At 43.6% G+C, this 26,351-nt stretch carries 27 protein-coding genes and 1 pseudogene; all 28 read right to left on the bottom strand.

Annotation, left to right across the window (positions count from 1 at the left end):
- Positions 1-24: 24 nt before the first annotated feature.
- Positions 25-672 carry a phosphoribosylanthranilate isomerase gene (locus tag P9L93_07775; protein MDP8230976.1) on the bottom strand — a complete coding sequence of 216 codons (648 nt, stop codon included), beginning with the start codon at positions 670-672 and terminating at the stop codon, positions 25-27.
- Positions 659-1,453 carry an indole-3-glycerol phosphate synthase TrpC gene (gene trpC / locus P9L93_07780; GenBank protein MDP8230977.1) on the bottom strand — a complete coding sequence of 265 codons (795 nt, stop codon included), beginning with the start codon at positions 1,451-1,453 and terminating at the stop codon, positions 659-661. Before trpC ends, P9L93_07775 begins: the two co-directional genes overlap by 14 nt.
- 70 nt (positions 1,454-1,523) lie before the next feature.
- The gene (gene trpD, locus P9L93_07785; protein MDP8230978.1) at positions 1,524-2,534 is read right to left on the bottom strand and encodes an anthranilate phosphoribosyltransferase; all 1,011 of its coding nucleotides are present in this window, start codon (positions 2,532-2,534) and stop codon (positions 1,524-1,526) included.
- 3 nt (positions 2,535-2,537) lie between these two features.
- Positions 2,538-3,104: an aminodeoxychorismate/anthranilate synthase component II gene (locus P9L93_07790; protein ID MDP8230979.1), complete on the bottom strand. Its 567-nt coding sequence runs from the start codon at positions 3,102-3,104 to the stop codon at positions 2,538-2,540.
- A 109-nt stretch (positions 3,105-3,213) separates the two neighbouring features.
- Complete coding sequence (gene trpE / locus P9L93_07795; protein ID MDP8230980.1) at positions 3,214-4,644, bottom strand: anthranilate synthase component I; 1,431 nt, start codon at positions 4,642-4,644, stop codon at positions 3,214-3,216.
- A 10-nt stretch (positions 4,645-4,654) separates the two neighbouring features.
- Positions 4,655-4,960: pseudogene (gene hisI / locus P9L93_07800) on the bottom strand (phosphoribosyl-AMP cyclohydrolase).
- Complete coding sequence (gene hisF, locus P9L93_07805) at positions 4,957-5,733, bottom strand: imidazole glycerol phosphate synthase subunit HisF (protein MDP8230981.1); 777 nt, start codon at positions 5,731-5,733, stop codon at positions 4,957-4,959. The pseudogene hisI and the gene hisF overlap by 4 nt, the downstream one beginning before the upstream one ends.
- Positions 5,727-6,446 (bottom strand): 1-(5-phosphoribosyl)-5-[(5-phosphoribosylamino)methylideneamino]imidazole-4-carboxamide isomerase, encoded by a 720-nt coding sequence (gene hisA, locus P9L93_07810; protein MDP8230982.1) that lies wholly within the window; start codon positions 6,444-6,446, stop codon positions 5,727-5,729. The genes hisF and hisA overlap by 7 nt, the downstream gene beginning before the upstream one ends.
- Positions 6,443-7,117, bottom strand: coding sequence for an imidazole glycerol phosphate synthase subunit HisH (gene hisH / locus P9L93_07815; protein MDP8230983.1), 675 nt, complete (start codon positions 7,115-7,117; stop codon positions 6,443-6,445). The genes hisA and hisH overlap by 4 nt, the downstream gene beginning before the upstream one ends.
- Positions 7,114-7,725: an imidazoleglycerol-phosphate dehydratase HisB gene (hisB, locus tag P9L93_07820; protein ID MDP8230984.1), complete on the bottom strand. Its 612-nt coding sequence runs from the start codon at positions 7,723-7,725 to the stop codon at positions 7,114-7,116. Before hisB ends, hisH begins: the two co-directional genes overlap by 4 nt.
- A gap of 94 nt (positions 7,726-7,819) precedes the next feature.
- Positions 7,820-9,118: a glutamate-5-semialdehyde dehydrogenase gene (locus tag P9L93_07825; protein ID MDP8230985.1), complete on the bottom strand. Its 1,299-nt coding sequence runs from the start codon at positions 9,116-9,118 to the stop codon at positions 7,820-7,822.
- Entirely contained in the window at positions 9,060-9,860 is an 801-nt protein-coding gene (proB, locus tag P9L93_07830; GenBank protein ID MDP8230986.1) for a glutamate 5-kinase, read from the bottom strand. Before proB ends, P9L93_07825 begins: the two co-directional genes overlap by 59 nt.
- Positions 9,861-9,865: 5 nt before the next feature.
- Positions 9,866-10,825: a GTPase ObgE gene (obgE, locus tag P9L93_07835; protein MDP8230987.1), complete on the bottom strand. Its 960-nt coding sequence runs from the start codon at positions 10,823-10,825 to the stop codon at positions 9,866-9,868.
- Positions 10,826-10,833: 8 nt separating this feature from the next.
- Positions 10,834-11,070, bottom strand: coding sequence for a 50S ribosomal protein L27 (gene rpmA, locus P9L93_07840; protein ID MDP8230988.1), 237 nt, complete (start codon positions 11,068-11,070; stop codon positions 10,834-10,836).
- Positions 11,071-11,179: 109 nt separating this feature from the next.
- Complete coding sequence (gene rplU, locus P9L93_07845; GenBank protein ID MDP8230989.1) at positions 11,180-11,494, bottom strand: 50S ribosomal protein L21; 315 nt, start codon at positions 11,492-11,494, stop codon at positions 11,180-11,182.
- Positions 11,495-11,536: 42 nt separating this feature from the next.
- Complete coding sequence (locus tag P9L93_07850; GenBank protein MDP8230990.1) at positions 11,537-13,030, bottom strand: Rne/Rng family ribonuclease; 1,494 nt, start codon at positions 13,028-13,030, stop codon at positions 11,537-11,539.
- Positions 13,012-13,311 carry a TIGR03936 family radical SAM-associated protein gene (locus P9L93_07855; GenBank protein MDP8230991.1) on the bottom strand — a complete coding sequence of 100 codons (300 nt, stop codon included), beginning with the start codon at positions 13,309-13,311 and terminating at the stop codon, positions 13,012-13,014. The genes P9L93_07850 and P9L93_07855 overlap by 19 nt, the downstream gene beginning before the upstream one ends.
- Positions 13,308-14,714 (bottom strand): type IV pilus secretin PilQ, encoded by a 1,407-nt coding sequence (gene pilQ, locus P9L93_07860; GenBank protein MDP8230992.1) that lies wholly within the window; start codon positions 14,712-14,714, stop codon positions 13,308-13,310. Before pilQ ends, P9L93_07855 begins: the two co-directional genes overlap by 4 nt.
- 14 nt (positions 14,715-14,728) lie before the next feature.
- Complete coding sequence (locus P9L93_07865; GenBank protein MDP8230993.1) at positions 14,729-15,061, bottom strand: hypothetical protein; 333 nt, start codon at positions 15,059-15,061, stop codon at positions 14,729-14,731.
- Positions 15,058-15,615 carry a type 4a pilus biogenesis protein PilO gene (gene pilO, locus P9L93_07870; GenBank protein ID MDP8230994.1) on the bottom strand — a complete coding sequence of 186 codons (558 nt, stop codon included), beginning with the start codon at positions 15,613-15,615 and terminating at the stop codon, positions 15,058-15,060. Before pilO ends, P9L93_07865 begins: the two co-directional genes overlap by 4 nt.
- A gap of 14 nt (positions 15,616-15,629) precedes the next feature.
- Entirely contained in the window at positions 15,630-16,208 is a 579-nt protein-coding gene (locus tag P9L93_07875; protein MDP8230995.1) for a hypothetical protein, read from the bottom strand.
- Between the two features lies 1 nt (position 16,209).
- Positions 16,210-17,181: a type IV pilus assembly protein PilM gene (gene pilM, locus P9L93_07880; protein ID MDP8230996.1), complete on the bottom strand. Its 972-nt coding sequence runs from the start codon at positions 17,179-17,181 to the stop codon at positions 16,210-16,212.
- Positions 17,182-17,228: 47 nt separating this feature from the next.
- Positions 17,229-17,672: a type II secretion system protein gene (locus P9L93_07885; protein ID MDP8230997.1), complete on the bottom strand. Its 444-nt coding sequence runs from the start codon at positions 17,670-17,672 to the stop codon at positions 17,229-17,231.
- 142 nt (positions 17,673-17,814) lie between these two features.
- Positions 17,815-18,261 carry a type II secretion system protein gene (locus P9L93_07890; protein MDP8230998.1) on the bottom strand — a complete coding sequence of 149 codons (447 nt, stop codon included), beginning with the start codon at positions 18,259-18,261 and terminating at the stop codon, positions 17,815-17,817.
- A 196-nt stretch (positions 18,262-18,457) separates the two neighbouring features.
- Positions 18,458-21,646: a FlgD immunoglobulin-like domain containing protein gene (locus tag P9L93_07895; GenBank protein ID MDP8230999.1), complete on the bottom strand. Its 3,189-nt coding sequence runs from the start codon at positions 21,644-21,646 to the stop codon at positions 18,458-18,460.
- A 143-nt stretch (positions 21,647-21,789) separates the two neighbouring features.
- A complete protein-coding gene (locus P9L93_07900) occupies positions 21,790-22,992 on the bottom strand; it encodes a type II secretion system F family protein (GenBank protein MDP8231000.1) in 1,203 nt (400 codons plus the stop codon).
- Positions 22,993-22,994: 2 nt separating this feature from the next.
- Positions 22,995-24,626: a GspE/PulE family protein gene (locus P9L93_07905; protein MDP8231001.1), complete on the bottom strand. Its 1,632-nt coding sequence runs from the start codon at positions 24,624-24,626 to the stop codon at positions 22,995-22,997.
- Between the two features lie 8 nt (positions 24,627-24,634).
- Entirely contained in the window at positions 24,635-26,350 is a 1,716-nt protein-coding gene (locus P9L93_07910) for an ATPase, T2SS/T4P/T4SS family (GenBank protein ID MDP8231002.1), read from the bottom strand.
- Position 26,351: the final 1 nt, after the last annotated feature.

Raw genomic sequence — 26,351 nt, forward strand, 5'->3', positions numbered from 1 at the left:
AGCCGAGGTCCAGCCTCGGCTTTTTTAGTCCTCTTCTGCGCGGCGGACTTCTTTTATGAATTCCTCCATCAGCTCCACATTTTTCTTGCCTGGACTTGATTCTATGCCGCTTGAAACATCTACAGCGTATGGCCTGATCTCTTTTACTATGTCATAGACATTATCAGAGGTAAGTCCGCCTGATATTATAATGCGCCTGTCATATTCTTTTGCCAGAACAGCTAGCGTCCTGTCAAAACCCTTACCTGTGCCGCCATACACACTGCTTATATACGCGTCCAGTAAAAATGCATCTGCTGGACATTCCTCTATGGAATCAAGGCTTTCTTTATCCTTGACCCTGATGGCCTTTATTAATTTAATGCCTTTGAATCGTAAGGATTTAAATCCTAAACAATATTTCACATCCTCATCGCCATGTAACTGCACAGCATTTAATCCATATCTTTCAACACATTCTTCAATAAATCCCAGATCTTCATTAACAAAAACACCTACTGCGCTTACATAGGGCGGAAGTCTCCTTATTATATCTCCCGCGTCTTTAGGGCTGATATAGCGAGGACTTTCTTTAAAAAATACAAACCCAAGGGCATCTGCTCCTACTGCAACAGCCTTCTCAGCATCCCGCGCCGAAGTTATCCCGCAAAACTTCACCCTAACCCTTATCATCCCCCATTACCTCCCTTATTTTTCCCTCAATATCCTTAGCCCCAAGAAAAGCCCCTCCTATCAAAACCGCATTTACGCCTGCATCCCTGAGTCTGGCAATATCATGGTCTGACGCTATCCCGCTCTCGCTTACCTTTATTATTTGATCCGGCATCTTTGAAATTAATTTGAATGTGGCATCGATATTCACCTTGAATGTATCAAGATCCCTATTGTTAATGCCTATTATTTTTGCATCGCTAATAATAGCCTTTTCCAGATCCTTCTCATCATGAACTTCAACGAGGCACTCCATACCTATCCTCTTGGCCAAATACATAAAGCTTTTTATCTCTTCCTTTGTCAGAATCCTGGCGATCAGAAGGATCGCATCCGCTCCAGCATAACGCGATTCATAGACCTGATACTCGTCTATGATAAAATCTTTTCGAAGCACAGGTAGATCTGTGACACGCCGCACCTCGCTGATATGCGAAATGTTGCCTCCAAAGTATTTTTTATCTGTCAATACGGATATCGCGGCAGCACCTGAGTCTGCATATATCTTGGCGAGACGCGCAACATCAAACTTTTTTGAGAAGCCCTTTTTATGTGAAGGCGATTTGGATTTTATCTCGGCAATGAGATTTACGCGATTGGCTATTGATATTGCTTCCCTGAAAGACCGTACACCTTTAAGAAGTCGTTTTGAATCAACAAAATGCGTAATCGGCCTCTTGACCTTCAAGGCCTCTACTTCTTTTTTCTTCAGATTGATTATTTCTTTTAAAAAATTGGTCATGCTTCTATCCCTAGTAAGCCTGGCTTCCGTAGGCCAGGTTTAAACCTGGCCTACGGAAGCCAGGCTCAAGTTATTTATTTGTAAATACTATCAATTTCTCTAATTTCTCCATCGCCCTGCCCGACGCGATGGATTCCCTTGTCAGCTCAATGCCTTTTTTGAAATCCTGGGCAAGTCCGCCCGCAACCAATGCACTAGATGCATTTAAGAGTACAACATCTTGCTTTGCGCCTGAGACTCCTTTAAGCACCTCTTTTATGATTCGAGCATTATCTTCAGCGCTGCCGCCTTTTATATCTTCAAGCCGCGCGACCTTTATTTTAAAATCCTGAGGCTTCACGCAAAAAGTCTTTATCTTTCCATCCTTTAATTCAGACACCTGAGTCTTTCCTGTAATAGTGATCTCGTCAAGGCCATCAAGTCCGTGAACCACAAATGAATGCCTTTCCCCAAGATTTTTCAATACACTTGCCATGACCTCTGTAAGTTCCTTGCGATATACGCCCAGCACCTGACAATTAGCCCCTGCAGGATTTGTAAGGGGGCCGAGTATGTTAAATATAGTGCGTATACCTATTTCTCGTCGAGGATCTATGGCATATTTCATCGCTCCATGAAAAAGAGGGGCAAATAAAAATCCAATGCCGACCTCTTTTATACAGGTCTCGACTTTATTTGGGGCAATATCGATATTCACCCCAAGCGCCTTTAAGACATCTGCGCTGCCGCATTGGCTTGAGACAGCCCTGTTGCCATGCTTGGCGACCTTTAGGCCTGCTCCGCTCACAACAAAACCAGCTGCTGTCGAGATATTAAAACTACCAGTGTTACTCCCGCCAGTTCCACAGGTATCAATAACTGTATCGCCGCCAACATTTATCTTAACTGCCTTTTCGCGCATAACCATACTAGCGCCAGTAATCTCATCCACTGTCTCGCCCTTTAATCTAAGCGCAGTAATAAAGCTGGCTATCTGCGCAGAAGTTGCCCGGCCTGTCATTATCTCACCCATGCACACGACCATCTCTTCACGCGTCAAATTAACTCCATCAACTACCTTACCTATGGCTTGTTTTATCATAGTCTACCTCATATTAACAAAGTTCTTTAATAGCGTCTTCCCGAAATTGGTCAGAATTGACTCAGGATGAAACTGTACGCCCCACACAGAAAATCTCTTGTGCTTCAATGCCATGATCTCCCTGTCTTTTGTACGGGCAATAATTTGCAAAACCTTGGGCAAGGATTTTTTCTCTACTATCAAAGAATGATACCGCGTTGCCTCAAATGGACTTGCAATACCTTTAAAGATGCTGCCTGTCTTATGATAGATCATTGAGGTCTTACCATGCATCAACTGCTTAGCCCTTATAATTTTTCCCCCAAAGACTTCTGCAATGCATTGGTGACCAAGACACACGCCCAATATTGGGATCTTTCCAGAAAATTCTTTTATAACAAGCTTGGAAATGCCTGCATCTTTAGGCCTGCCTGGACCAGGGGATATAATTATGTGGCTCGGCCTTAAAGCGCGAATATCCTTTAAAGATATCTTGTCATTTCTATGGATAACTAATTTCTCGCCGAGCTCAGACAAATACTGCACAAGATTATAGGTAAAGGAATCGTAATTGTCGATCATGAGAATCATTCTATGATACCTCTCGCATTAAAATCCCAAATCCCAATAAATACCAATACTACCAAATAAATCCCAATTTCCAAATCCCAAACATGGTTTTGGATTTGGGATTTTGGATTTATTCAAGTCCTTCCTCTGCTATTTCAATAGCCTTGACCATGGCCTTTGCCTTATTGACTGTCTCCTGATATTCTCTCGATGGCACTGAATCAGCTACTATGCCAGCGCCTGCCTGTATAAACGCGTCTTTTCCTTTTACGAGTATAGTCCTTATGTTAATGCAGGTGTCCATGTTGCCGTTAAAACTAAAATAACCTACTGCGCCTGCGTAAGGTCCGCGCCTCGAGTTTTCCAGCTCATCTATTATCTCCATCGCGCGTATCTTTGGCGCGCCAGCCACAGTACCTGCAGGAAAAGCGGCCCTTAAAACATCGTACGCATTCTTGCCTCTGGCAAGCTTGCCTACGCAATTGCTTACTATGTGCATGACATGCGAATATTTTTCTACAAACATAAACTCTGACACCTTTACGCTGCCAGCCTTACACACCCTGCCTATATCATTTCTGCCAAGATCAACAAGCATGACGTGTTCGGCCCTTTCCTTTGCATCCTGTAAAAGCTCCTTCTCGAGACGCGCGTCATCCTCTGCATCTTTTCCTCTCGGCCTTGTCCCGGCAATAGGACGCGTCTCAACAATCCCGTTCTCGCATCTTACAAGGACTTCGGGCGAAGCGCCTATCATCTTTACGTCGCCAAAATTTAAATAGTACATATATGAGGAGGGATTCAGGGATCTTAGCTCACGATATACATCCAGTGGATCACAATTCAGGGTAGTGCGAAAACGCTGCGAAAGCACTACCTGTATAATATCGCCAGCCTTGATATATTTTTTAGCCTTCCGCACAGCGTTCTCAAACCCCTTTTTTGTAAAATTTGATTTGATCTTGTGAGGGGTTTTTGTCTTTCTCTCCTTTTTTTCTTTTAGTGGTCTATTTAATTTTTTTATAATCTTGTCTATTTTCTTTACCACGCTATCATAACTCCCTTGTCCCTTGTCCCTTGTCCCTTGTCCCTCAGGATAAGCATTCACCACCACTTTAATCTTATGCGTTGAATGGTCAAAGATTATATGACTATCTGCCATCATAAAGATAGCGCCTGGGACATTTAGATCATCTGGATTTTCATCTGGCAGATCTTCGAAAAACCTAACTGTGTCATATCCCATATAACCTACGAGTCCCCCTGAAAATCTTGGCAGGCCCATTACTTTAGCCGGCTTAAAAACGCTCATGATCTTCGCGATCTCTTTTAAGGGCGAATCTGAGGTCTTAAAAATAATTGACGGCTCTATGCCAATAAAAGAAAACCTCGCTATCTTCTCCTCACCTTCAACAGACTCCAGGAGATACGAATAATCGCCTTTCATCTTTACAAAGGCAGACACTGGCGTAAGTAAATCCGCGAGTATCTCGCGATATACCGGTATTACATTCGCTTTCTTTGCCAGTTTTACGAATTCTTTTTTTGACGGATAATACATCCTACGCCTTCCTATAGAAACAGCTTCTGTTTCCAGTGTGGCATGCCACGCCTTTTTGTCTTACCTTTATAAGGAGGGTGTCCATGTCACAGTCATAATAAACGCCTTTTACGAATTGAAAATTCCCTGAAGTCTCGCCCTTTACCCAGTATTTCTTTCTGGAACGTGACCAGTAACAAGTCTTGCCTGAAGTAAGCGTCCTTTTTACTGACGCCTTATTCATGTACGCCAGCATCAAGACCTCGCGGGTCTTATAGTCCTGCACTATCGCCGGTATCAGTCCATTTTTATCAAACTTCAAATCTTTGATCTTCATGTCCGCACTCCTACGCCTTTCTCTTTCAAATATTCTTTTGTGTCTTTTATTGAATATTCTCTAAAATGAAAAATAGATGCGGCAAGCGCCGCGTCTGCCTTGCCATCTGTCAAAACCTCATGTAAATGCTGGAGGCCTCCTGCGCCGCCAGACGCTATAATTGGGATGTTTAAATTCTCAGAGAATGCCTTTGTCAATTCGATATCGTACCCGTCTTTAGTGCCGTCCTTGTCCATGCTTGTAAGAAGGATCTCACCCGCGCCAAGCTTTTCTACTTTTTTGCCCCACTCTAAAGCATCTATGCCTGTTGGCGTGCGACCTCCATTAATATATACTTCCCAGCTTGCTCCTTGTCCCTTGTCACTTGTTGCTTGTCGCTTTGCGTCAATGGCCACCACAATACACTGACTCCCAAACCTCTCCGAAGCCTTCTTGACAAGTTCAGGGTCTTTTACTGCAGCTGTATTGATCGAGACCTTATCTGTACCTGCATTCAATAACTCCCTGATATCATCGAGATTTCTTATGCCACCTCCGACTGTCAGCGGCATAAAAACCGTCTCTGCTGTGTGCCTCACCACATCCAGCATGATCTGCCTCTTCTCGTGGCTCGCTGTAATGTCCAAAAACACGATCTCGTCTGCCTCTTCCTTGTCGTAAAACTGAGCGACCTCTACAGGATCACCTGCATCCTTCAGGTTCAAAAACTTAACGCCCTTTACGACCCTGCCATCCTTAACGTCTAAACATGGAATAATTCTCTTGGTTAGCATATTTTAATAGCTTCCTCAAGGTCGACCTTGCCCTCATACAGGGCTCGGCCAACAATAACTCCCTCTAAATTCTTGCTTCCAATATCCTTTAGCCTCTTGATGTCCTCCAGGTTCGAGACACCGCCAGATGCAATCACTGAGATATCTACGGAATTCAAAATCTTTTTCAATCTCTCTATATTAGGCCCTTTTAATGTCCCATCCACTGTAATATCAGTTACAACAATTGTCTTTACGCCTATATTCTTGATCTTTTTAAGCATTGCCTCAGGCGTTAAGTCTGTAGCCTCGGTCCATCCCTTTTTTGCTATTTTTTCTCCTGAAAAATCAATACCAAGCACTATTCTTTGGTTGAATCTGGAGATCATGTCCTTTAAAAACTCAAGATCTTCAAAGGCCCTTGTGCCGATTACTACACGGCTAGCGCCCTGTTTTAAAAAATATTCTACATCTTTATCGCTGCGCAGCCCTCCTCCGACTTCACATGACATGTTTACGCTTTTTATAATACTGGTTATGATATCCCTATTCCTGATCTCACCGTATTTTGCGCCATCCAGATCCACTATGTGCAAAAAAGAAGCGCCCTTATTCTGCCACTTGAGCGCCATCTTCACCGGATCCTCTGAATAGAGCTTCTCCTTATTGAAATCGCCCTGATATAACCTAACAACCTTTCCGCCAATTATATCTATTGCAGGAATAACTATCATAGCTTTACAAAATTCTCCACGATCTTTAATCCAACGCCCTGGCTCTTCTCAGGATGAAACTGAAATGCGTATATATTATCTTTTTGAATACCAGAGGTAAATTTCACACCATAATCTGTCTCACAAAGAACCATACTCCTATCCTCAGGCTCCACATAATAAGAATGCACAAAATACATAAAACTCCCATCAGCCACGCCATCTAGAGCCCTTGTCCCGCCTGTCCCGAGCGAAGTCGAGGGATGTCCCTTGCCTGCCCCGTACGAAATCTCTGATTTTCGTATGGGGTCCCTTGTCCCTATCTGATTCCAGCCCATATGCGGAATTTTTAAGCCGCTTCCAGCATTAAACCTCTTGACCTTACCCTTTAAAACATCAAGCCCCTTGATCCTACCGCCTTCTTCGCTCTCTGAAAATAAAAGCTGCAGGCCCAGACATATACCCAAGAAAGGTTTTCCTTTTTTTATTGTTTCCAGTATAGCCTTGATCAAACCCCTTTTTCGCAGTTCTTCCATTGCATTGCTAAATGCGCCCACGCCCGGCAGGATGATCTTATCAGCTGCAAGAATATCGCGGCTAGACGAAGTCACCTTGACATCAGGACAAAAGAGCTCTACTGCCTTTTGCACGCTCCTAAGATTTCCCATGCCATAATCAATAACAACAATCACAGACGTCCTTTAGTGGAAGGGATGCCTTCTATCCTTGGATCGATCTGAGTTGCCTCATCCAGGGCCTTGGCAGCAGATTTAAAAATCGCCTCCAGGAGATGATGCATATCAGAACTTGCCTGCAGAATAGAAATGTGCATTGTAATAGGAAAATTATTTATCAGCGCCTGAAAAAACTGGCGCACATATTCTAGATTATATCCGCCTTGAACATCTTTTTCCTCACGAAGCCCTTCTGATTTAATGCCATTAAAAAACGGCCTGCCGCTTATATCCACTACCACGCGAACATTGACTAGGGTCTCGTCCATTGGAATCGTCTTTTCACCAAACCGCTTGATCCCTTTTTTGTCACCCAGCGCTTTACTAAAGGCCTGGCCCAGACAAATCCCAAGATCCTCATTAGTGTGGTGCATATCCACATTTAAATCACCCTTTGCCTTTATCTTCAGATCAAAAAGCCCGTGCTTTGCAAAGAGCGCAAGCATGTGATCCAGAAAAGGTATACCGGTATTGATGCTGGACCTACCCTTCCCATCTATCACCAGCTCTACAGCTATCTTCGTCTCCCCTGTCTTCCGCTCTATCCTAGCCTTCCTCTTCCCCATATCCCTTCTCCCCTTAGCTTAACTTTACACTTGTGCAAAGCTCCTTCTCTGTAGGCCAGGTTTAAACCTGGCCTACAGAGAAGGAGCTTTAAAGTTATTTTCTGATTTGCCCAGTGCCAAGGACTACATACTTATAGGTACATAGCTCTTCGAGCGCCATTGGGCCGCGCGCGTGGATCTTGTCTGTTGAAATGCCTATCTCTGCGCCCATGCCAAATTGATATCCGTCTGTAAATCTGGTGGATGCATTCCAATACACACAGGCCGAGTCCACCCTGCTCAAAAATTCATCCGCTACCTTTTTATTTTTCGTCACTATCGCGTCTGAATGAGCTGAGCCATACTTATTTATGAAATCAATCGCCTCGCCCGCGTCGCTAACCACCTTGATGGCCAGCGTCAAGTCCAGATATTCTGCATACCAGTCTTTCTCAGTCGCTGCCTTTATGTCCTTCAATATCTTACGCGTCTTTTCGCATCCCCGCAGCTCAACGCCCGGCTCTTTTAAAATATCAGCCAAGAGCGGCAAAAACTTCTGCGCCACAGCCTTATGCACCAAAAGAGTCTCTATGGCATTGCACACGCCAGGTCTCTGCACTTTTGCATTAAATGCGATCTTAAGCGCTTTTTTTAAATCAGCGAAGTTATCAACATAAAGATGACACACGCCCTTATAATGTTTTATGACAGGTATTGTGGAGATACCTGCAACATGTTTTATCAATCCCTCGCCGCCCCTCGGTATTACAACATCCACTAACTCAGGGGCCTTTAGTAAGACCTCCACTGCTAGCCTATCAGCAATATCTATCATGCTGATAGCTGAACGCGGGATACCGAACTTTTCAATATCCTGCGTGATCACCTTATGGATAGCAATATTGGAATCGATCGCTTCACTCCCGCCCCGCAAAACGCATGCATTGCCAGACTTCAGGCACAACCCTGCGCAATCGCTTGTCACGTTGGGCCTTGATTCATAGATAATACCGACCACACCTATGGGCACGCGCACCTTTTTTATCTTAAGTCCATTCGGCCGCTTCCATTGCCTCATTACCTCACCAACAGGATCCTTTAAACCCGCGACTGAACGCAGACCCTCAGCCATATCTTTTATGCGGCTATTTGTAAGAGTGAGCCTGTCTATCATGGCCTTTGAGAGACCTTTTTTCTTAGCAGATGCAACATCCTTGGCATTCCGCAAAAGTATAAATCTGGAATTCTTCAAAAGCGCCTGCGCCATTGCCGCTAGGGCTCTATTTTTATTCTTAGTAGAGATACCCGCCAGCACTCTCGAAGCATCCTTGGCCTGCATCAACATTTTTAAGATCTTATCCTTTAGTCGCATCTGAGACCCTTCCTTTAGCTGGCACAAAAACCGTGCCCACATTTTCTCCTCTTGTGATCTTCAAAAGGATTCCTTTGGTGCGTCCATTTGCAATAACACACGAAACCCCTGAACCTATTACGATCTTACATGCCTCCAGCTTCGTCTTCATGCCACCCAGCGAATATTCTTTATTCGTGCCGCAAGCGGCCTTCTCTATTTTAGCATCAATATTTGCAACAAGATCGATACATCTATCATCAACGCACAATCCATCGACATCTGTCAGCATGATCAAAAGATCCGCGCTCACAAGGTTCGCCACCAATGCAGAAAGTTTATCGTTATCCCCGAATCTTATTTCATCTACAGATACTGTATCGTTTTCATTTATGACAGGTACGACCTTTCTGCTCAACAATGTATTAAGTGTATTCTCGGCATTCAAATACCTGCGCTTATCACGTATGTCCTCCCATGTCAAAAGCACCTGCGCAGCATGAAAACCTAGCTTCCTGAAATGCTCCTCGTAAGTCCTCATTAAATGCCCCTGGCCAACAGCCGCGCATGCCTGCTGCTCAGGTAAAATGCTCGGCCGCTTCTTCATGCCCAATATATGCATGCCCGCGCCGATTGCGCCAGACGAAACCACGATCACCTCGCGCCCCTGTTTCAAAAGAATCGCTATCTGCTTTGCAAAATTCCTTATCCACGCCTTATCCAGGGCAAAGTCCTTGGAAGCGAGCACACTGGTGCCTACTTTTACTACTATTCTTCTGGCTTTTTTTAAAGCTTGTCTATTCATGTCAGCTATTTTAATTTCCTATACGTTTCTTCCAACAACTCCTTTATGCCCTCTCCAGTAGCACACGATATCGGGTATATTTTCTTGCGTGTCTTTTTCTTAAAGTCCTTGAGATTCTCTGAGGCCTGCGGAAGATCCATTTTATTCGCTGCTAGGATTTGAGGTCGCTTCAAAAGTGAGGAGCTGTACAGGCCTAGCTCGTTATTTATAGAATCTAGATCGTGAATAGGAGAACGCCCTTCTACAGCTGCCATATCTACCATATGAATGAGGACCTTGGTTCTTTCGACATGTCTTAGGAATTCATCTCCCAGACCCCTGCCAGAATGAGCGCCTTCTATTAATCCAGGTATATCACAAATAACAAGACTTCTTTCTTCGCCCAAACGCACCACGCCCAGAGTAGGTGTCTTTGTCGTAAAAGAATAACTGGCTACCTTGGGCTTTGCATTGGATACGCGAGAAATCAAACTGGACTTCCCGACATTCGGATAGCCAATGATACCGACATCAGCGACTAATTTGAGCTCCAGTACAAGATCTTTTTCTTCGCCGTCTTTTCCAGGAGTAGCATCCTTGTGCCTAGAATTGCCTCTGCCACCTTCGCCACCCTTGGTAATTACTATTGAACGGCCTGATTTGTTCAGATCACAATACGTAATGTCTTCGTGCTTGTCTTTGACAAGCGTACCAACACTGACCCTTATTATACAATCCCTGCCTTCAGATCCTTTTTTGTGATTGCTGCTGGCATTGGAACCTGACTCAGCCTTAAAATGCTTGCGATAATAAAAATCTACAAGGGTCTGCACATTGTTATCTGCAATAATTACAACATCCCCGCCCTTGCCGCCGTCTCCTCCATCAGGCCGCTTCCATCTTTGAAACTTGCCTTTGGAAAAACTGTGACAGCCATCTCCACCATCACCGGCCTTGATATTGATTGCTGCGTGATCGATAAACATTTGCGCTTTTAAATAATATTTATCTTACGTGCATTGCCGAATTTTACCACACCGTCTTTGAGCGCGAACAAGGTCCTGTCTCTACCCATGCCTACGCCAATGCCAGGAAAAAACTTAGTGCCTTTCTGCCTGACAAGGATGCTGCCAGCGCTCACTAACTGGCCCTCAAAGCGTTTCACTCCAAGCCGCTGTGAGTTACTATTTCTTCCGTTTTTGGAACTTCCCTGTGATTTGGTATGTGCCATCTTACTCCTCCTTGATTTCGACGCTTGTGTAATGTTTAATGTTTAATGTGTAATGAACTAAGCTACCCTACCTACATTACACTTTACACCTTACACATTACACAAATCTTTACGTTGTGATGTTTTTGACTTTAAGCATAGTATACGTCTGCCTGTGCCCGATCTTTTTTCTGGAATTACCAAGCCTTCTTCTGTACTTAAAAGATATTGTCTTTTTGTCGCGCTTTTCTCCTACGACCTCGCAGACAACAGATGCCCCCTTTATATATGGCTTGCCTACTGATATCTCTTTTTCATCAGAGACAAAAAGTACTTTATCCAGTTTTACCTCTTTCTTATCCTTTAAGTCCAATCTTTCGACTTTTAACAAGTCTCCTTTGCCTACCCTGTATTGCTTTGCGCCTGTCTCAACTATTGCGTACATTATAACCCCCCTTTTATAAACTTTTAATTATACACTATTTGCCTATTTCTGTATACGGAAATTTTCTATATGCATTTCTGGCTCAGCTATCACTACAATCCTGGTCCTGCACTGGGATTCGAGCTTGGTTATGGATGGTCTATCCTCATTCAGAAGATAATTCGCCACATTAGGATGCACATACACGCGAATCTCCTTTATGCGAACACGCTCCACTTCCTTCCTTATTGCCCTTAGTGCCTCTATTGCCATTGTGGTAGCTGACTTTACTGCGCCACGACCTTTACAATACGGGCACTTCTGATATGATACTCTCCTCACGCCCCTACGTATGCGCTGCCTGGTGATCTGCACTATGCCAAACTCGGACATCCTGAGTATCTTGATCCTTGCCTTGTCCCTCTTGAAACATGTGACCAATATATTAAATATCTCACGGCTGTGCCTGTCCCTCATCATGTCAATAAAATCTATTATTACTATGCCGCCAATGTCCCTCAGCCGTATCTGCCTGGCGATCTCCACTGCTGCCTCAGAGTTAACTTTAAAGGCTGTGTCTTCCATGTTCTTTCTGCTAAAAGAACCGCTATTTACATCTATAGCAATAAGCCCTTCTGTCTCTTCTATGAAAATATATCCGCCACACTTAATCGGCACCTTTTTTCCGTAAAGCCTTTCTATCTCCTTCTCTATGCCACGTGAATCAAAAAGACTCGTCTTCTCCCTGTAAAGCATGAGTTTTCTCTTCATGCTCGGCATGATATTATTCGCGAAATGCCGCAATTTATTATATTCTTCCTTGCTGTCAACAAGAACCCTGCTTACGTCCTCGCTAAAGGTATCGCGCAGGATCCTGAATGTAAGGCCATGCTCTTCATGCACAAGGCCAGGCGGTTTGACCCGGGTAGCATCGCGCTTTATGTTTTTCCAGAGCGCGGCCAAATATTTCACCTCGCGACTGAAATCATTCTCAGACTTACCAACTCCTGCCGTCCGCACAATAAGTCCCATCTTATAGGCAGGTGCTATCTTTTTCAGGATCTTGTGCAGCCTCTGGCGCTCTGCCCGATCAACAACCTTTTTAGAAACACCTATATGATGGTCAAAAGGCATCAGCACAACAAACCTGCCAGGTATGCCTATGTGTGTCGTAAGCCGCGGCCCCTTATTTCCTATGGGCTCTTTTCCCACCTGCACCAGGACATCCTGTTTTTCCCTTACAAGCCTGTTTATATCTGACGGCTTTGGTCTGGGTATTTTTCTTGGCGCGTGCTTACCCTCTTCATCCAGCACATCGAACTCCCGAGTCGAAGAAAGCATATCAGAAACATACAAAAATCCATTCTTTGACTGCCCTATGTCCACAAACGCAGCGCCTATACCAGAAACGACTGAATTAACGACTCCCCTGTAAATATTCCCTACCATGGTCACTTCAGACGGCCTCTCTATAAAATACTCCTGCAGGACCCCGCCCTCTACGACCGCTACTCTTTTTTCCTGCGATTCAACATTGATTAAAATCTCTTTCTGCACTCTACTATCCTCACTTCCTCAGGTAATTTTCCATTGATCCTATTCATAAATTCGTCCGGTTCGATCCATTTATCTAAAGAAAAACCCGCCTTTTCGCTTTCGCTTTCAACACCCAACTTTAACGCCTGCCCAAAACTTATTTTATAATGAGGGGAAAAACCCTGACTCAGGCTAACCGGAAGAGAGGCCCTTCTCACAGATCTCTGAAAAAGCCTTACAATGTCCAGGTGGGAAATATACCTTAGATCGCCTCTTTTGCAGAACGTCGCCTCTAACTTCATTTAGTTACTGCGACCGCAGTGCTGGAATCAGGATTGACTATGTTAACTGTTATAAAAAATAAAAGGTCAGTAGTATCGACCTCTTTTTCTTTTTTCTTAAACAATAAACTCAATATAGGTATATCCCCCAGGATCGGAATCTTGTACACCCTGTCTATTATCTGCTCTCTTATAAGTCCTCCTACAACTATTGTATCTCCATCTTTTACCATGACCTGTGTTGAGGCCTTGCGCGTAGAAAATCTCGGGGCCTGAATACTTCCTGAGCCACTTGTAAAGGTATCCCATGTTATAAAAGACGATACCTCTGGTTCCATGTTAACAACGATATAACCCGCTGGATTTATCTGAGGCGTAACTGAAAGAGTAATACCCAGTTCTTTCTCGTCATACCCAGTGACTTCTATCCTGCCTGTAGAATCGTCACGTTCATAAGTCGGTATGCTAAATGTAGTCGCAACCACTATCCTTGCTTCCTGATTATCCAAGGTCGTTATCCTTGGGTTTGAGATTATCTTTGTGTTTGCCCTGGACTTCAATACCTCGAGCACTGCCTGAAAAGAGGCAAAACTAAGTGTGCCAAAAGTATAATTACTTGGCAAGGCCAAAGGAAAAGCAGACGCAGGATTATTCACAAATGTTCCAACGTTTGTGCCTGCCTCTGCGCTAGAATCTCCGTCAGGATAAAAATGGCCCCCGTAGTCTCCAGTATGCCACGGCGCTGTTATGGGCCGCGATGCCCCGCTCGCGCTTATCTGTGATGTCCATCTAATGCCGAGCTTGTCGTCTTTATCAAGTGTTGTCTCTATGATCTTGGCCTCTATGTTCACCTGTTGTGTGCGCTTGTCGATCTTTTCTATGACCTGCTTGATCTTGTATATATTCGTAGGGATGTCTGTCACTATTACCAGGTTTGCTCGTTCATCAAACTTCACGCTCCCCCTGTCGCTCAGCATCTCTTCTATTACTGCTGGCACATCCCCTGCGTTTGCATAATTAAGCGAGAATACCTCTGTCGCGAGCTCTTCCTTTGCCAGGTTTTCTGTCGTAGTAACTCGAATAATATTCCCCTCTCGCTCGTATGTATAGCCGTAAGTCCTGAGTATGACATCCAATGCCTTTTCCCACGGCACATCTGTCAGCCTTATAGTCACAGGCCCTGTAACATCCTTGCCAGCAACAATGTTTATGCCGCTCTTATAGGAAAGTATCCTGAGTACATTTGTGATGTCAGCGTCTTTAAAATCCAGGGTCACATTGCCGGGCAATGTACTCACCTCACCAGCAGCTAACATACCTGTCTGCGGCGGCGTCTCGGCCTGTTCAGCATCTTCTGCAAAAACCAGCCCTGTAATTCCAAAAAATAAAACGACAAAAATAACAAGACATTTTAATTCTTTCATATCTCTCTCCTTTTTTAGTCGGTGACTAGCTCTACCCTTACCTCGTCACCTTCTACTTCAAAGACCACAGCGCCTTTTTCTATTTTTAAAACCTTTACAATGCCTATTTTCTGACCTTCCTCAGCGATCTCTCCGTTTATAATAGCGATGGAACCATTTGCCTCATCCCAGACTATTCCTTCCAATCTGATATCCTTTATGCTGGTTATCCCGTATGCGTCAGAGACATACATGCCGTCTTTTGAAATAAGCGGAATAAACGGATCCCTCTTAGCCTTAATATCATACTTAAACCCTGATATCAACAATATAGCAATGAAACAAAAAATGATGTATGTTTTTTTCATAGTGTCTTTGTAATATATGTACTGACCCTTAACCTTATGTCATGACGCCTGGGATCTTCAGACCTACCCTTTATGTCCACATCGTCTATCCTTATGAACGTAGTCATGCTTTCAAGATTGTTCACAAATACGCCGCACTGATGATAACCTCCTCTTGCCTCTATCAAAATCGGGAACTCAGAATAAAGCCCGCCTGCCTGAGAAATATTGTCCAGCGTCTCAAGGGGCTTGATCCTGAGTATCTTTACGCCCGAAGACTCCGCTACGCTGGAAAAATCCTCGAGCAGGACAGCTATCTCATCATGGCCAGCCAGCTGCTGCTCGGAAAGCCTCACCTGCTTGCTTAACTCATCATGTTGTTTTTTTATCCTGGCCTCATTTGTAATCAAATTCTCAGAGTTTCTTACTCTGACCCTTACTGCGCAGTACTCCCTGTTATTCGCGATAAAACTTCTAAACTGCGGTTTCAGTAGAAGATTAAAATAAATCACAAGCGCTGCAATTCCAAAAATCCCAAAAAGTATATATAGTTTTTGTTTTTCTTTAAGCTCCATATTAACTCGCCCTGTTATTTAAGATACAACACGATCCTGAAATCCACTATGTCCCTCTCATCTATGCTTTTTCTCTGCACAGATTCGAGCTTGATGTTACTGAAATCTTTAAAGAATGTCTTATTATCGCGTACATTTTTCATGAACTTGCCTACTGTTGCCATAGCCTCTTCCTGCTTAGGTATCACACTGCCCTCTACTACCAGCTTATCTTCTGAATCTGTCCGGATCCTCGTAAACCAGATCCCCGGCAGAATCAGATCAGAAAGATAGTTCAGCTTCTCTGCCCATAAAAATCTGCGGCTGGTGACCCCATCCATCATGTTCATCTTTGCCTTTAGGGTGACTATCTCTTTATTGATCGTCTCTATGTCTAATGTCTCTGCTGCAAAATTTTGCTCCTTAAGAAGCAGCCTCTGCGTCTGCTTCTTTCTGACGAAAGAGCCCACCAGACAAAACAGAACGAGTATTATTAATATGCCTGCAGCTGCAGCGCCTCCTATGACCTTGACTTTTTCCATCTCAAGGTCCAGCTTAAACTGCGGCTGCCTTTTCTTACGCATCTCCTCCGGCAATAAATTTATCTCTATCATATCACTGCCTCAGCGCCAGGCCGATTGCTACTGCAAATAAGGCCGGCGATCCTTCTGGCTCGCTAACAGGACCCGCTAATGAAACAGCCTCAAACGGATCCCACATCACTACAGGTAAGCCTAAATTATCTTTAAGAAAATCCAGCATATTAAAGAGATACGAAGTCCCGCCGCTTATGTAGACCTTTTCAACGCCCCTGCCGAACTGACTTTCAAAATAATCAAAAGACATCCGCATCTGCGACGAGAGCCTTTCAAGCACAGGATTAATAACGCTTATCACTTCTTCCCTTTTCTCAGCAGGGTTCTTCTTTAATGCCTCCGCGTCTTCCAGGCTGAGCGCCATTGCATCCCTGATCCTTTTTGTAATATCTGCGCCGCCCCACAATATATCCCTTGTAAAATATACATTTCCCTTTGTTACGATATTCATATTGGAAAAACGCTCACCCATATTGATAAGACCGTATGCCGCGTCTTCCTTTTTCTCTGCCGCTGCATGGAAACAATTTAAAAATGCAAAACTGTCTACGTCTATAGTGCCTATCTCGAGTCCAAAATTTTTAAAAAGCTCTATCAGTCTATCCACTTCCGGCTTCTTTGCCGCGACCAGCAAAACCCTTTGACTCCCGGAACTCGTCTTGTCAAGCACCGCACAATCTATTATGGACTGATCTATGTCAAATGGTATATACTTCCCTGCCTCGAACTTTATTGCGCTTTCTATCTCTTCTTTTTTCATGGGCGGCATCTCGATGTAGCGCACTATCACTGACGGGCCTGCGAGTGAGACATTTACACGCTTCAAAGACAGCTTTGCCTGGCCCAGCAGTGTCTTGAGCGCTGAGGCTGGATTTCCATCAGCTACAGACGTGATGAGACACTTGGAGACTACAGGCTTGCCTTTTTTATGCTCCAGCTCCACTAACTTTACATTATATTGCCCGAGATCTATTCCAATGACTTTTTTCACTCTATAGCTCCTATATATAAAAAATATTTAATATATACTTACCACATTTATTGCACTACTGGATCATTTACGCTTGCCGGACCATTAGGATTTGCTTTTATTATGCTGGACTCATCAGAAAAAAAGTATCTCGTGCCTGTTTTTCCAGCAGAAACAGGATTGGCATTCAATGTAAAGGTCTCGCTGTCAACAAGGGCATAATTAAACGTATAGCCCTGCTTTGTGCCACTGGCAAGTATAGTATCAATGTATGGCGGAATAGAAATCGGCGGAACAAGATCCAACATGCTAGATGGATAGGCATGCGGGTAAGAACTCGCGTAAAAGTTCTGTGCCGCAGTAACAACGGTCCTGCATGAAGCCACTGCAGCCATCTCATTCGCATTATGCCTGGCGCGCAATACGCTAGAAATAGCCAAGGTCGCAAGCGTCATAACCACTGCGACAACTATCATTATTTCAACTAGGGTAAACCCCTGACGCCCTTTCATTTATAACAAATCTATACTAATATAGACAAAAAGTCAATAAAAAAAAGTGCCACGTACTAATTTTCCATCGTACGTGGCACTATAACAAAACAGAAAAAGTAGACCAGGTTTAAACCTGGTCTACTTTTTTATTCCTTACTAATTATTCTATCGGTACGCCAGCAGCATTAGTAAGTCTGATAACACCGCTCTCATCCACGAAAAATACTCGCGTACCTGTTGTCCCGCTGACAGCTGGTGAAGCAGTGCATGTAAACTGGTTCGCGTTTACAAGTACATAGGCATAAAAATACCCTTGCTTTGCATTCGCGGCCGCAGTTGCTCCTCCAAGTCCTCCATCGATGTATGCTGGAGTCGCTCCACTAAGCGCTGCTAAGTTAGCAGGATACGTGGGTGGCGTCTGCGCTGAACGGAAGCTCTCGCATGCAGTGCTAATGGTTCGGCTAGCTGCAATAGATGCTGCTTCGTTAGCGTTGTGCCTTGCTCGTAGCAAATTCGGTATGGCAATTGCTGCCAATAAAGATATGATTGCGACGACTATCATGATCTCTACGAGCGTGAAACCATGCCTTTCTCTTAATTTAAGCATATTTCATCCTCCTTTCCTTTAGTGTGCAAAAAGTATATCATGCGATATGCGGTTTGTCAAGGCAGGGTCGGCCTCCGCAACCCCGGAGGTTCTTTATATATTAGACACATTTGGGAGGGTGGTTTCTTTCAAATTTTTTTGAAATATTTATAAGGAGGGTTAAAAATGTGAAATGTGTAGGCCTACTTCTAGATACCTAGATATTATGTATAAAACCTTTTGCTCTCTTGAGAATTTCGGGTATAAAAGGTACCCCGATAATAAAACTACGCATCATCTTGTTCTCAGGTTTATTTCTAATTCTAATCATGTCGCCGTTTTTGTCTTTAATAATGTAATCTATAATATATAGGCCGCGTTTCGTTTTCTGTCCTTGATTATTTAAGCCGTTCCATTTTAATCTATATTTACCAACACCTTTTGACAAGTTATTAAAACTTCTGACTTCTTTGCCTTCTATATTATAAATCCTTATCTCTAGGCTTTCAATAGACTCATCTATGCTATAAGGGATAGTAGTCCTATTAGTAAACGGATTAGGGCGGTTCTGCTCAAGACTTATTGGCTGTTCAGTTGGGTCTATCTCAGCAAGGCGCCTATGGTCTTTTACTGAAGTGTCTATGGATTCTCCACCTCCTGGCTTAAAAGGATTAAGGCCTTTTTCTACAAGATTCAACCAAGAACCTGCGGCAGTATGCTCTACACCTTCAGGAGGAACAATCCAACCATGCTTAGTGTACACAAGTCCTAATTCAGCATATAAGACTGCAAGCATATTATCTCTTTCGACAACAAGACGAGTATCAGGAGAAGTAACTATGCCATCATAAAGCTCTCCAGCCCATCGCATTAATTCTGTACGCCAAGCATCTGCATTAGCAGGATCTACATTAGGGTTCTTCCTATAATATGTCGCTGCATCCCTGCATGCAAGGATCATAAATATAGACCATTCTGCAGATCTATTATTTCGTGTATCACTATAATCAACGCCTGTTAGATTCCCATCTGCATCAAGAATACCAGCCTTATACATTGCGTTTTCTATTATCTTGAAGGTTTCGCCTGGGCCTCCTAAATTATCATCAATCCATTTAGGGCCCTTAGACAAAGAAGCCCATAACTGGACATCTGTAGCAAAAACCTCATCCTTGGTCCATGTCTGGCTACCAATGTCAAAACTGGCACCTCGACAAAATTCATGCTTACTCGAATCATGTGACCAGCTAAGAAACTCATCTATCCACTGTATGCCTTGTGACAATTTTATTTCCTTACCGTCATGTAAGGTTTCATCGTATCCGCCAATAAGTTCATGATACTGCTCGTAAAAGTTAAGCATTGACTGATTATTCTCTAAAGATGCTGTATTATTAAAATGATCCATGCCAAGCCAATGATATGTACCTCTTGGCGCCATAGGAACAGGTTTTAAATCTGCACCCTGATTTTCTTTATCCTTTTGAAGTATCAATGATGCGCGCAAAATCTCTTCAGCTAATTGTGCTCGAACATCATTCTTCCAATCAATTTGATTCTTAAAGTCTGCTCCATGCTCTAACACCAGGCTCTGTAAACACATAATCCCTATCCATGCAGCCTCACCTGCTATTGGCTGCCATTGACTCCAGGTGATATCCCTGCCTTTATATGTTATGATATACCTCTCGCTTATAAATTTAAAAGGCCATCCCCTTGTTCTTTTATTATTATTATCCTTGCCTATTACTGTGGGGTCGTTTTCGTAATAATTAAATGGATTTGCATAATCATTTGGACCGCCCCAATTACCGCGTATATTACTTAACCCGCCTGTCCTGCCTGACCAATAAACATCTGCTATTCTCTTAGTCCTTTCAATAAAGTCCTGGTCACTTTCATCCTTTCCATGTTTAGCAAGGGCCATGCCAGCTAGTGCCTGATCATAGCCTAAAATACCATGTATTAAAATCTGCAGCATATGATCGTCTACTGCTTGATCATAGATACTCTCATTTTCGCCTGGAACATTTAATGTCTTGATAAGCCTTTGTGCCTCATCCGGGGCATCGGGCCAACCCATAATCCCTATGTACAGCTTAGCTCTTACATTCTCAATCCAGTTTATTATTCTTTCGGCATATCCCTGAACTACCGGTGGTTTGTGAAGTTCATCTATCTCTTGTACCTGCTCCCTGATTTGCTTTACCCTCGGAACTAAATATTCAGCTATTCCCGCTTGTTCCTGGTTAACCTCATCAAGAGCACCCTCAAGTGCATCCATGTCTAAATCTTTCTTTAGGCCCCAGAATGTCAACAACACCGCATCATATCCAGTTTCTCCTATATCGCTCAATACACTCTTTAATGTGTCTTTATCGCCAAACAACTTCTTTACCCTGCGCAATTCCCTGAATCCATTTTTCAGATCACTTGTTATTTTCTTTTTAACCCTCTCTCTTGCAGGATTCGTCATGCTTTTGCGCTCTCTTCCGCATGTAAGATTACTCAAATCTATAGGAATCATATAGTACCTTGCCTTATTAAATATGGCGGTAAGCTTCCCTATGTTTTCTTTGGCAAGATTAATCTTTTGCTCCGCAGTCATGGGCTCTTGAGGAGCACTAGCTGTAAGAGTTGAAGCGGGATTAAGAGCTATTGCAGCAGTAAAAAGTCCTGTAATTTTTAAAAATGTCTTCCTATCTATTCCTGGCATTCCAGCTGTCATTGTAAACTGGCCGCCACGGAAATAATATATCGCAATAAGGGCCTGAAGGCTCCGAAAATTGTCTTTCTTGAGAAGCTTTATTAAATCACTATCTGAATACTCCCCTTCAGGATCTCCCATCTGTATTACAGCGCTAGTATCAAGATCATCAATTCCTTTATTTAGCTTATAAAGAATTTTTTCTATGTCATCTAGCTTGAAAACAATCTTCTGGCCCGAGAGTACTGCACTAGGTAAAGTTACGCCTTGAACAATTATCTCGTCTGTCTCTCCAGATGCTTTATGAAACTCTAGAGGATCTGTATAAAGCAACAAAATATCCTCTCCCTTAAAACCTAAAACGAATTTTTTGCTTTTAATGCCTTTGATTGCCTGAGCCTTAGTAATATGCACTGTGGACTTATTTGCTAAGAGAATTGGGATCTTAGTCTCTTTTGAGTTTTCAATAGAAGCTAAAGCAGTCTCTTCATTAATAGCAATACCTTGCACATCATAATTAGTCCTATAGAATTCACCTAAAGCTGTTAAGTTAAAACGGTCTTTTCCTTCTTCTGTCTGGAGTTGCGACTGGAGTCTTAGTATATCAGATGAGGCATACAAGGTGTGGCTGGATAGAAACGTTGCGAGGAGTATGAAACTAATTAACCTGATTGTCAGACCTTTTTTAAATTTAAGCATATTCTAGACAAAAAAATAGCTCTATTTGTACTATAATTATACCATAACTTTACATTTAAAGCAAGACCTAAAATGTAAAGGACCCCCCGCAACCCCGGAGGTTGCCAGCACGGCAACCTCCGGGGTTGCGGGGTAGGAGAGGATTAATGTGCGAGGATCTCTGTCATCTTGAATACTGGCAGGAACATGGCTATTACTATGCCGCCTATCACTACACCTAGAACGGCTATTATAAGCGGCTCTATGAGGCTGGTCAATCCACTCACAGCAGCATCCACCTGGTCATCGTAAAAATCCGCGATCTTCCCGAGCATCTTTTCGAGTTCGCCTGTCTGCTCGCCTACATTTATCATCCTCACCACCATAGGAGGAAAAACGCCGCTTTTCGCGAGCGGATCAGCTATATTCTGTCCCTCTTTTATACTCTTGCGAACATCTTCAAGCGCTTTTTCTATTACCGCATTCCCTGAGGTCTTCGCTACTATCTCGAGTGAAACCAGTATCGGCACCCCGCTCTTCACAAGTGTCGCGAGCGTTCTTGTAAACTTCGCAACTGCCACCTTTCTCAAGAGTGTACCCAGGATCGGTAGTTTCAAAGTAATACTGTCAAACACCATTTTGCCCTGTGAAGTCTTAAAATATCTCGCCAGCGCAAAACCAACCACGCCAAGAACAGCGACGACATACAAGAACATACTGCGCAATGTATCGCTGACAAGGATCAAGATCCTTGTCGGGAGAGGCAGCGTGCCTCCCAGCGTCGCAAATATGCCCTTGAATGTGGGAATGACCTTTAGGAGCATGACAAGCGTTATAAGCATTGCCATAGTGACCACCACTGCGGGATAGATCAGGCTGGACTGCACCTTTCTCTGTAAGGCGCTTGCCTTTTCTAAATAACTGGCGAGCCGATCCAGAATATCATCCAACGCGCCGCTTGATTCACCGGCCTTGACCATATTTATATAAAGGGGTGAAAAAACAGCTGAGTGTTTCAAAAGCGAGTCTGAAAAACTAGCCCCTGCCTCTATGTCATCCCTGATAGTCGCCACGATGTTTTTAAAGTGCGGCTTTTCTATCTGGTCATATAAAATATCCATGGCCTGTACAAGCGGTATTCCGCTATCTACCATTGTGGCCAGCTGCCGGGAAAATATGACGATCTCCTCGAGCTTTACGCCTCTGGAGCTAAAAGGAGCTGTTCTCTTTTTGGTCTCATTTATAGAGACTATGGTAAGGCCTTTTCTGCGGAGCGCGTCCATTAACACAGCCTTGTCAGAATATTCTAAGGTACCGCTTACTGTCTTGCCTGTATTTTCTTTTGCAACATATCTAAACGTCGGCATGTTTAATCCTCCGATGTAACTCTCGAAACCTCTTCCATGGTAGTGACCCCGTCTTTATATTTCTCCATCGCATCATCTCTAAGCGTCTTCATTCCTTTAGAAATAGCGTATTCCCTTATATCATCTGTCGAGGCCTTTCCTATGATCATTTCCCGCATCTTATCATCTACGCTCAAGACTTCCAGTATAGCACACCTTCCGTAATAGCCAGTGCCTGAACACTTTTTGCAAGTTTCTTTTTTTCCTTTACAGTCTGGGCAAATTACCCTGCATAATCTCTGCGCTGCCACCAATATCACTGACGAGGCGATCAAAAAAGGCTCGACACCCATATCCATAAGTCGGTTAACAGCTGTTGGCGCGTCATTGGTGTGGAGTGTACTCAAGACAAGCTGGCCTGTCAACGACGCCTTTATTGCTATATCAGCAGTTTCAGAATCGCGTATCTCTCCGATCATTATCACATCAGGGCTCTGTCTTAAAAGAGACCGTAGCCCACTCGCAAAATTAAGGCCTATATCTGAATTCGCCTGCATCTGAGTTATACCCTCGACCTGATATTCCACAGGGTCTTCTATTGTTATAATATTTTTGTCCGGCGTATTTAACTGACTTATTACGGAATAGAGTGTGGTGGATTTACCGCTGCCTGTCGGACCAGTTACCAGTATCATGCCAAAGGGTTTAGCGACTGCCTTTTCGAATCTCGTCAGGGCATATTTTGAAAAACCTAATTTATTAAGTCCTATAGAAAGACTGGATTTATCAAGCGCCCTCAATACTATCTTGCTTCCAAATGATGTAGGCAAGGCCGAGACCCTGAAATCTACTTCTTTGTTCCGTGTACGTATCTTAAACCTGCCGTCCTGAGGCGTGCGCGATTCTGTTATATCCATACCTGACATGATCTTAAGCCTTGCCAGGATCGCATTTTGATTTTTCTTGGGGATCTTAAGTACGTCATGAAGATTGCCGTCGATCCTGTATCTGACCCGCAGATCATCTTCTTCTGGCTCAACATGAATATCTGACGCCCTTTTCTTTAATGCCTCCACAAGGATCAGATCCACCATCTTTACGATCGGAGGCGCCTCTCCCTCAAGGGCCGCATCAGTTATATCAAACTCTTCTTTTATAGCGCCTATTACTTCGACATCACCATCTTCGGCGTCTTTAATAATATCCGATAGCGTCCTTCCCTCTGAGGCGTAAAACTTATCTATTGCCTGGAATATCTCTGTCTCTGTGCTCAAGACTGGTTCTACATTGCACTTTGTGATCATCTTTAAATCGTCTATTGCAAATATATTCAGCGGATCGACCATGGCCACAACAAGTGTTGTGGAAAATTTACATATGGCAATTGCCCTGTATTGCCTTGCCACCTTTTCAGGTATAAGGGGAACAGACTCCTTTTCTACTTTATATTTCGAGAGATTTATGGCGGGGATACTAAAAGTGCTGCTCATGACAACCAGCAAGTCCTTTTCGCTTACCAATCCTTCCTTAAGAAGTATCTCAGGCAAACTCCCGCCTTCCCTTGCCTGCTTTTCCCTAACGCGCTTAAGGTCTTTCTCTGAGATAAGCTTGTTTTTAATCAGGACCTGACTTAATTTATAGTGTGTGGTTGCCATATTTCGTTTTATTCATCCGCTACAGTAACTCTTAATATCTCTTCTAAGCTGGTAACGCCTTCGAGCACTTTTATAAGGCCGTCTTCTCTGAGTGTCCGCATGCCTTCTTTTCTTGCCTGGTTTTTCATCTCACTTTCCCGTACATTTTTCAAAATCATATTTTTTATCGACGGGCTCATGGTCAGGATTTCGCATATGCCCAACCTTCCGCTATATCCTGTGTTAAAACAGTGCTCGCATCCCTTTGGCCTGTAAAGAGTCGAGTTCTTTGACTTATCCTTACCAATGCGCAGGTCAGCAATAATCGCATCACTTGGCTTATAAGATTCTTTGCACTTTGGACATAACTTACGGATCAATCTTTGGGCAACTATAGATATTAAAGAGGCGCTTATAAGAAAAGGCTCTACGCCCATATTTATAAGCCTCACTACTGAACCACACGCGGTTGTCGTGTGTAATGTTGAAAAAACAAGATGTCCCGTAAGCGCAGACTTTATAGCGATGTCCACTGTATCAAAATCCCTTATCTCTCCTATCATTATCACATCAGGATCCTGCCTCAAGATAGAGCGCAATGAACTTGCGAACGTAAGGCCTACTTCAGTCCTTACCGTGACCTGATTCACACCCTGGATCTGGTACTCAACAGGATCTTCAACTGTTATAAGATTTTTCTCAGAAGAGTGGACATGTTTCAATAATGAATAAAGCGTGGTGGTCTTTCCACTGCCTGTAGGCCCGCACACCAGTATCATTCCATGAGGATGGGACGCTGATTTTTTAAACACTGCTACATTATTTTTTTCAAAGCCGAGTTTTTCAATATCCAGCATAGCGCTAGACTTATCCAGCACCCTGAGCGCCACCTTTTCGCCTTTAGAGGAAGGTAAGATAGAGACCCTGAAATCCACTTCATTATCCTTTACCCTTAATTTGAAACGGCCGTCCTGAGGAAGCCTGCGCTCAGCAATATTCAGTCGAGACATGACCTTTATCCTTGAGACAATAGACTCATGCCTGCTCTTTGGCAAAGACTCTATTGTCTTAAGCACTCCGTCTACCCTGTATCGTATGCGCAGAGATTTTTCCATTGGCTCTATCAGGATGTCGCTCGATCGCGCCTTTATACCATTTTCAAGGATCGTGTTTGTCAATCTCACAACAGGCGCCTCTTCTACTAATTTATAGAGGCGTGCGGAATCAACTTCCTCTTCAGCCTCTGCCCTGATGATCTCAAGGTCTGCAATTTTCATGTCCTCCATCAGGTCTTCTATTGCTGCATGAGAATATCCGCCATAATGCTCTGCTATTACATCCTGTACTTCTTTCTGTGACGCGATAATAGTGCCTGTCTCGAATCCTGTAAGCGAACGGATATCATCTATCGCAAATACGTTCAGGGGGTCAGCCGTTGCTATCGTAAGGATATTTCCTACTTTAGAGACAGGGACGATCTGATATTTTTTCGCTATATCAGCTGGCACTAGCTTCAATATCTCAGGATCGATTTTAAAACGGGAGAGTGCTATGGGTGGAATGCCTAAGCCCTGACTTAAGGCTGCCATTAGATCTCTTTCGCTCGCAAATCCAAGATTAACAAGAACATCCTTTAGCAAGCCGCCCTTCTGCTTCTGGACCTTCAAGGCCTTTTTTAGCTGGGCGTCAGTGATGACCTTGTTTTTTATCAATATCTCAGTAATGCGTTCTTTGAGAGAATACATA

Source organism: Candidatus Gorgyraea atricola (genome assembly GCA_030765235.1).
GTDB classification, from domain to species: domain Bacteria; phylum Omnitrophota; class Gorgyraeia; order Gorgyraeales; family Gorgyraeaceae; genus Gorgyraea; species Gorgyraea atricola.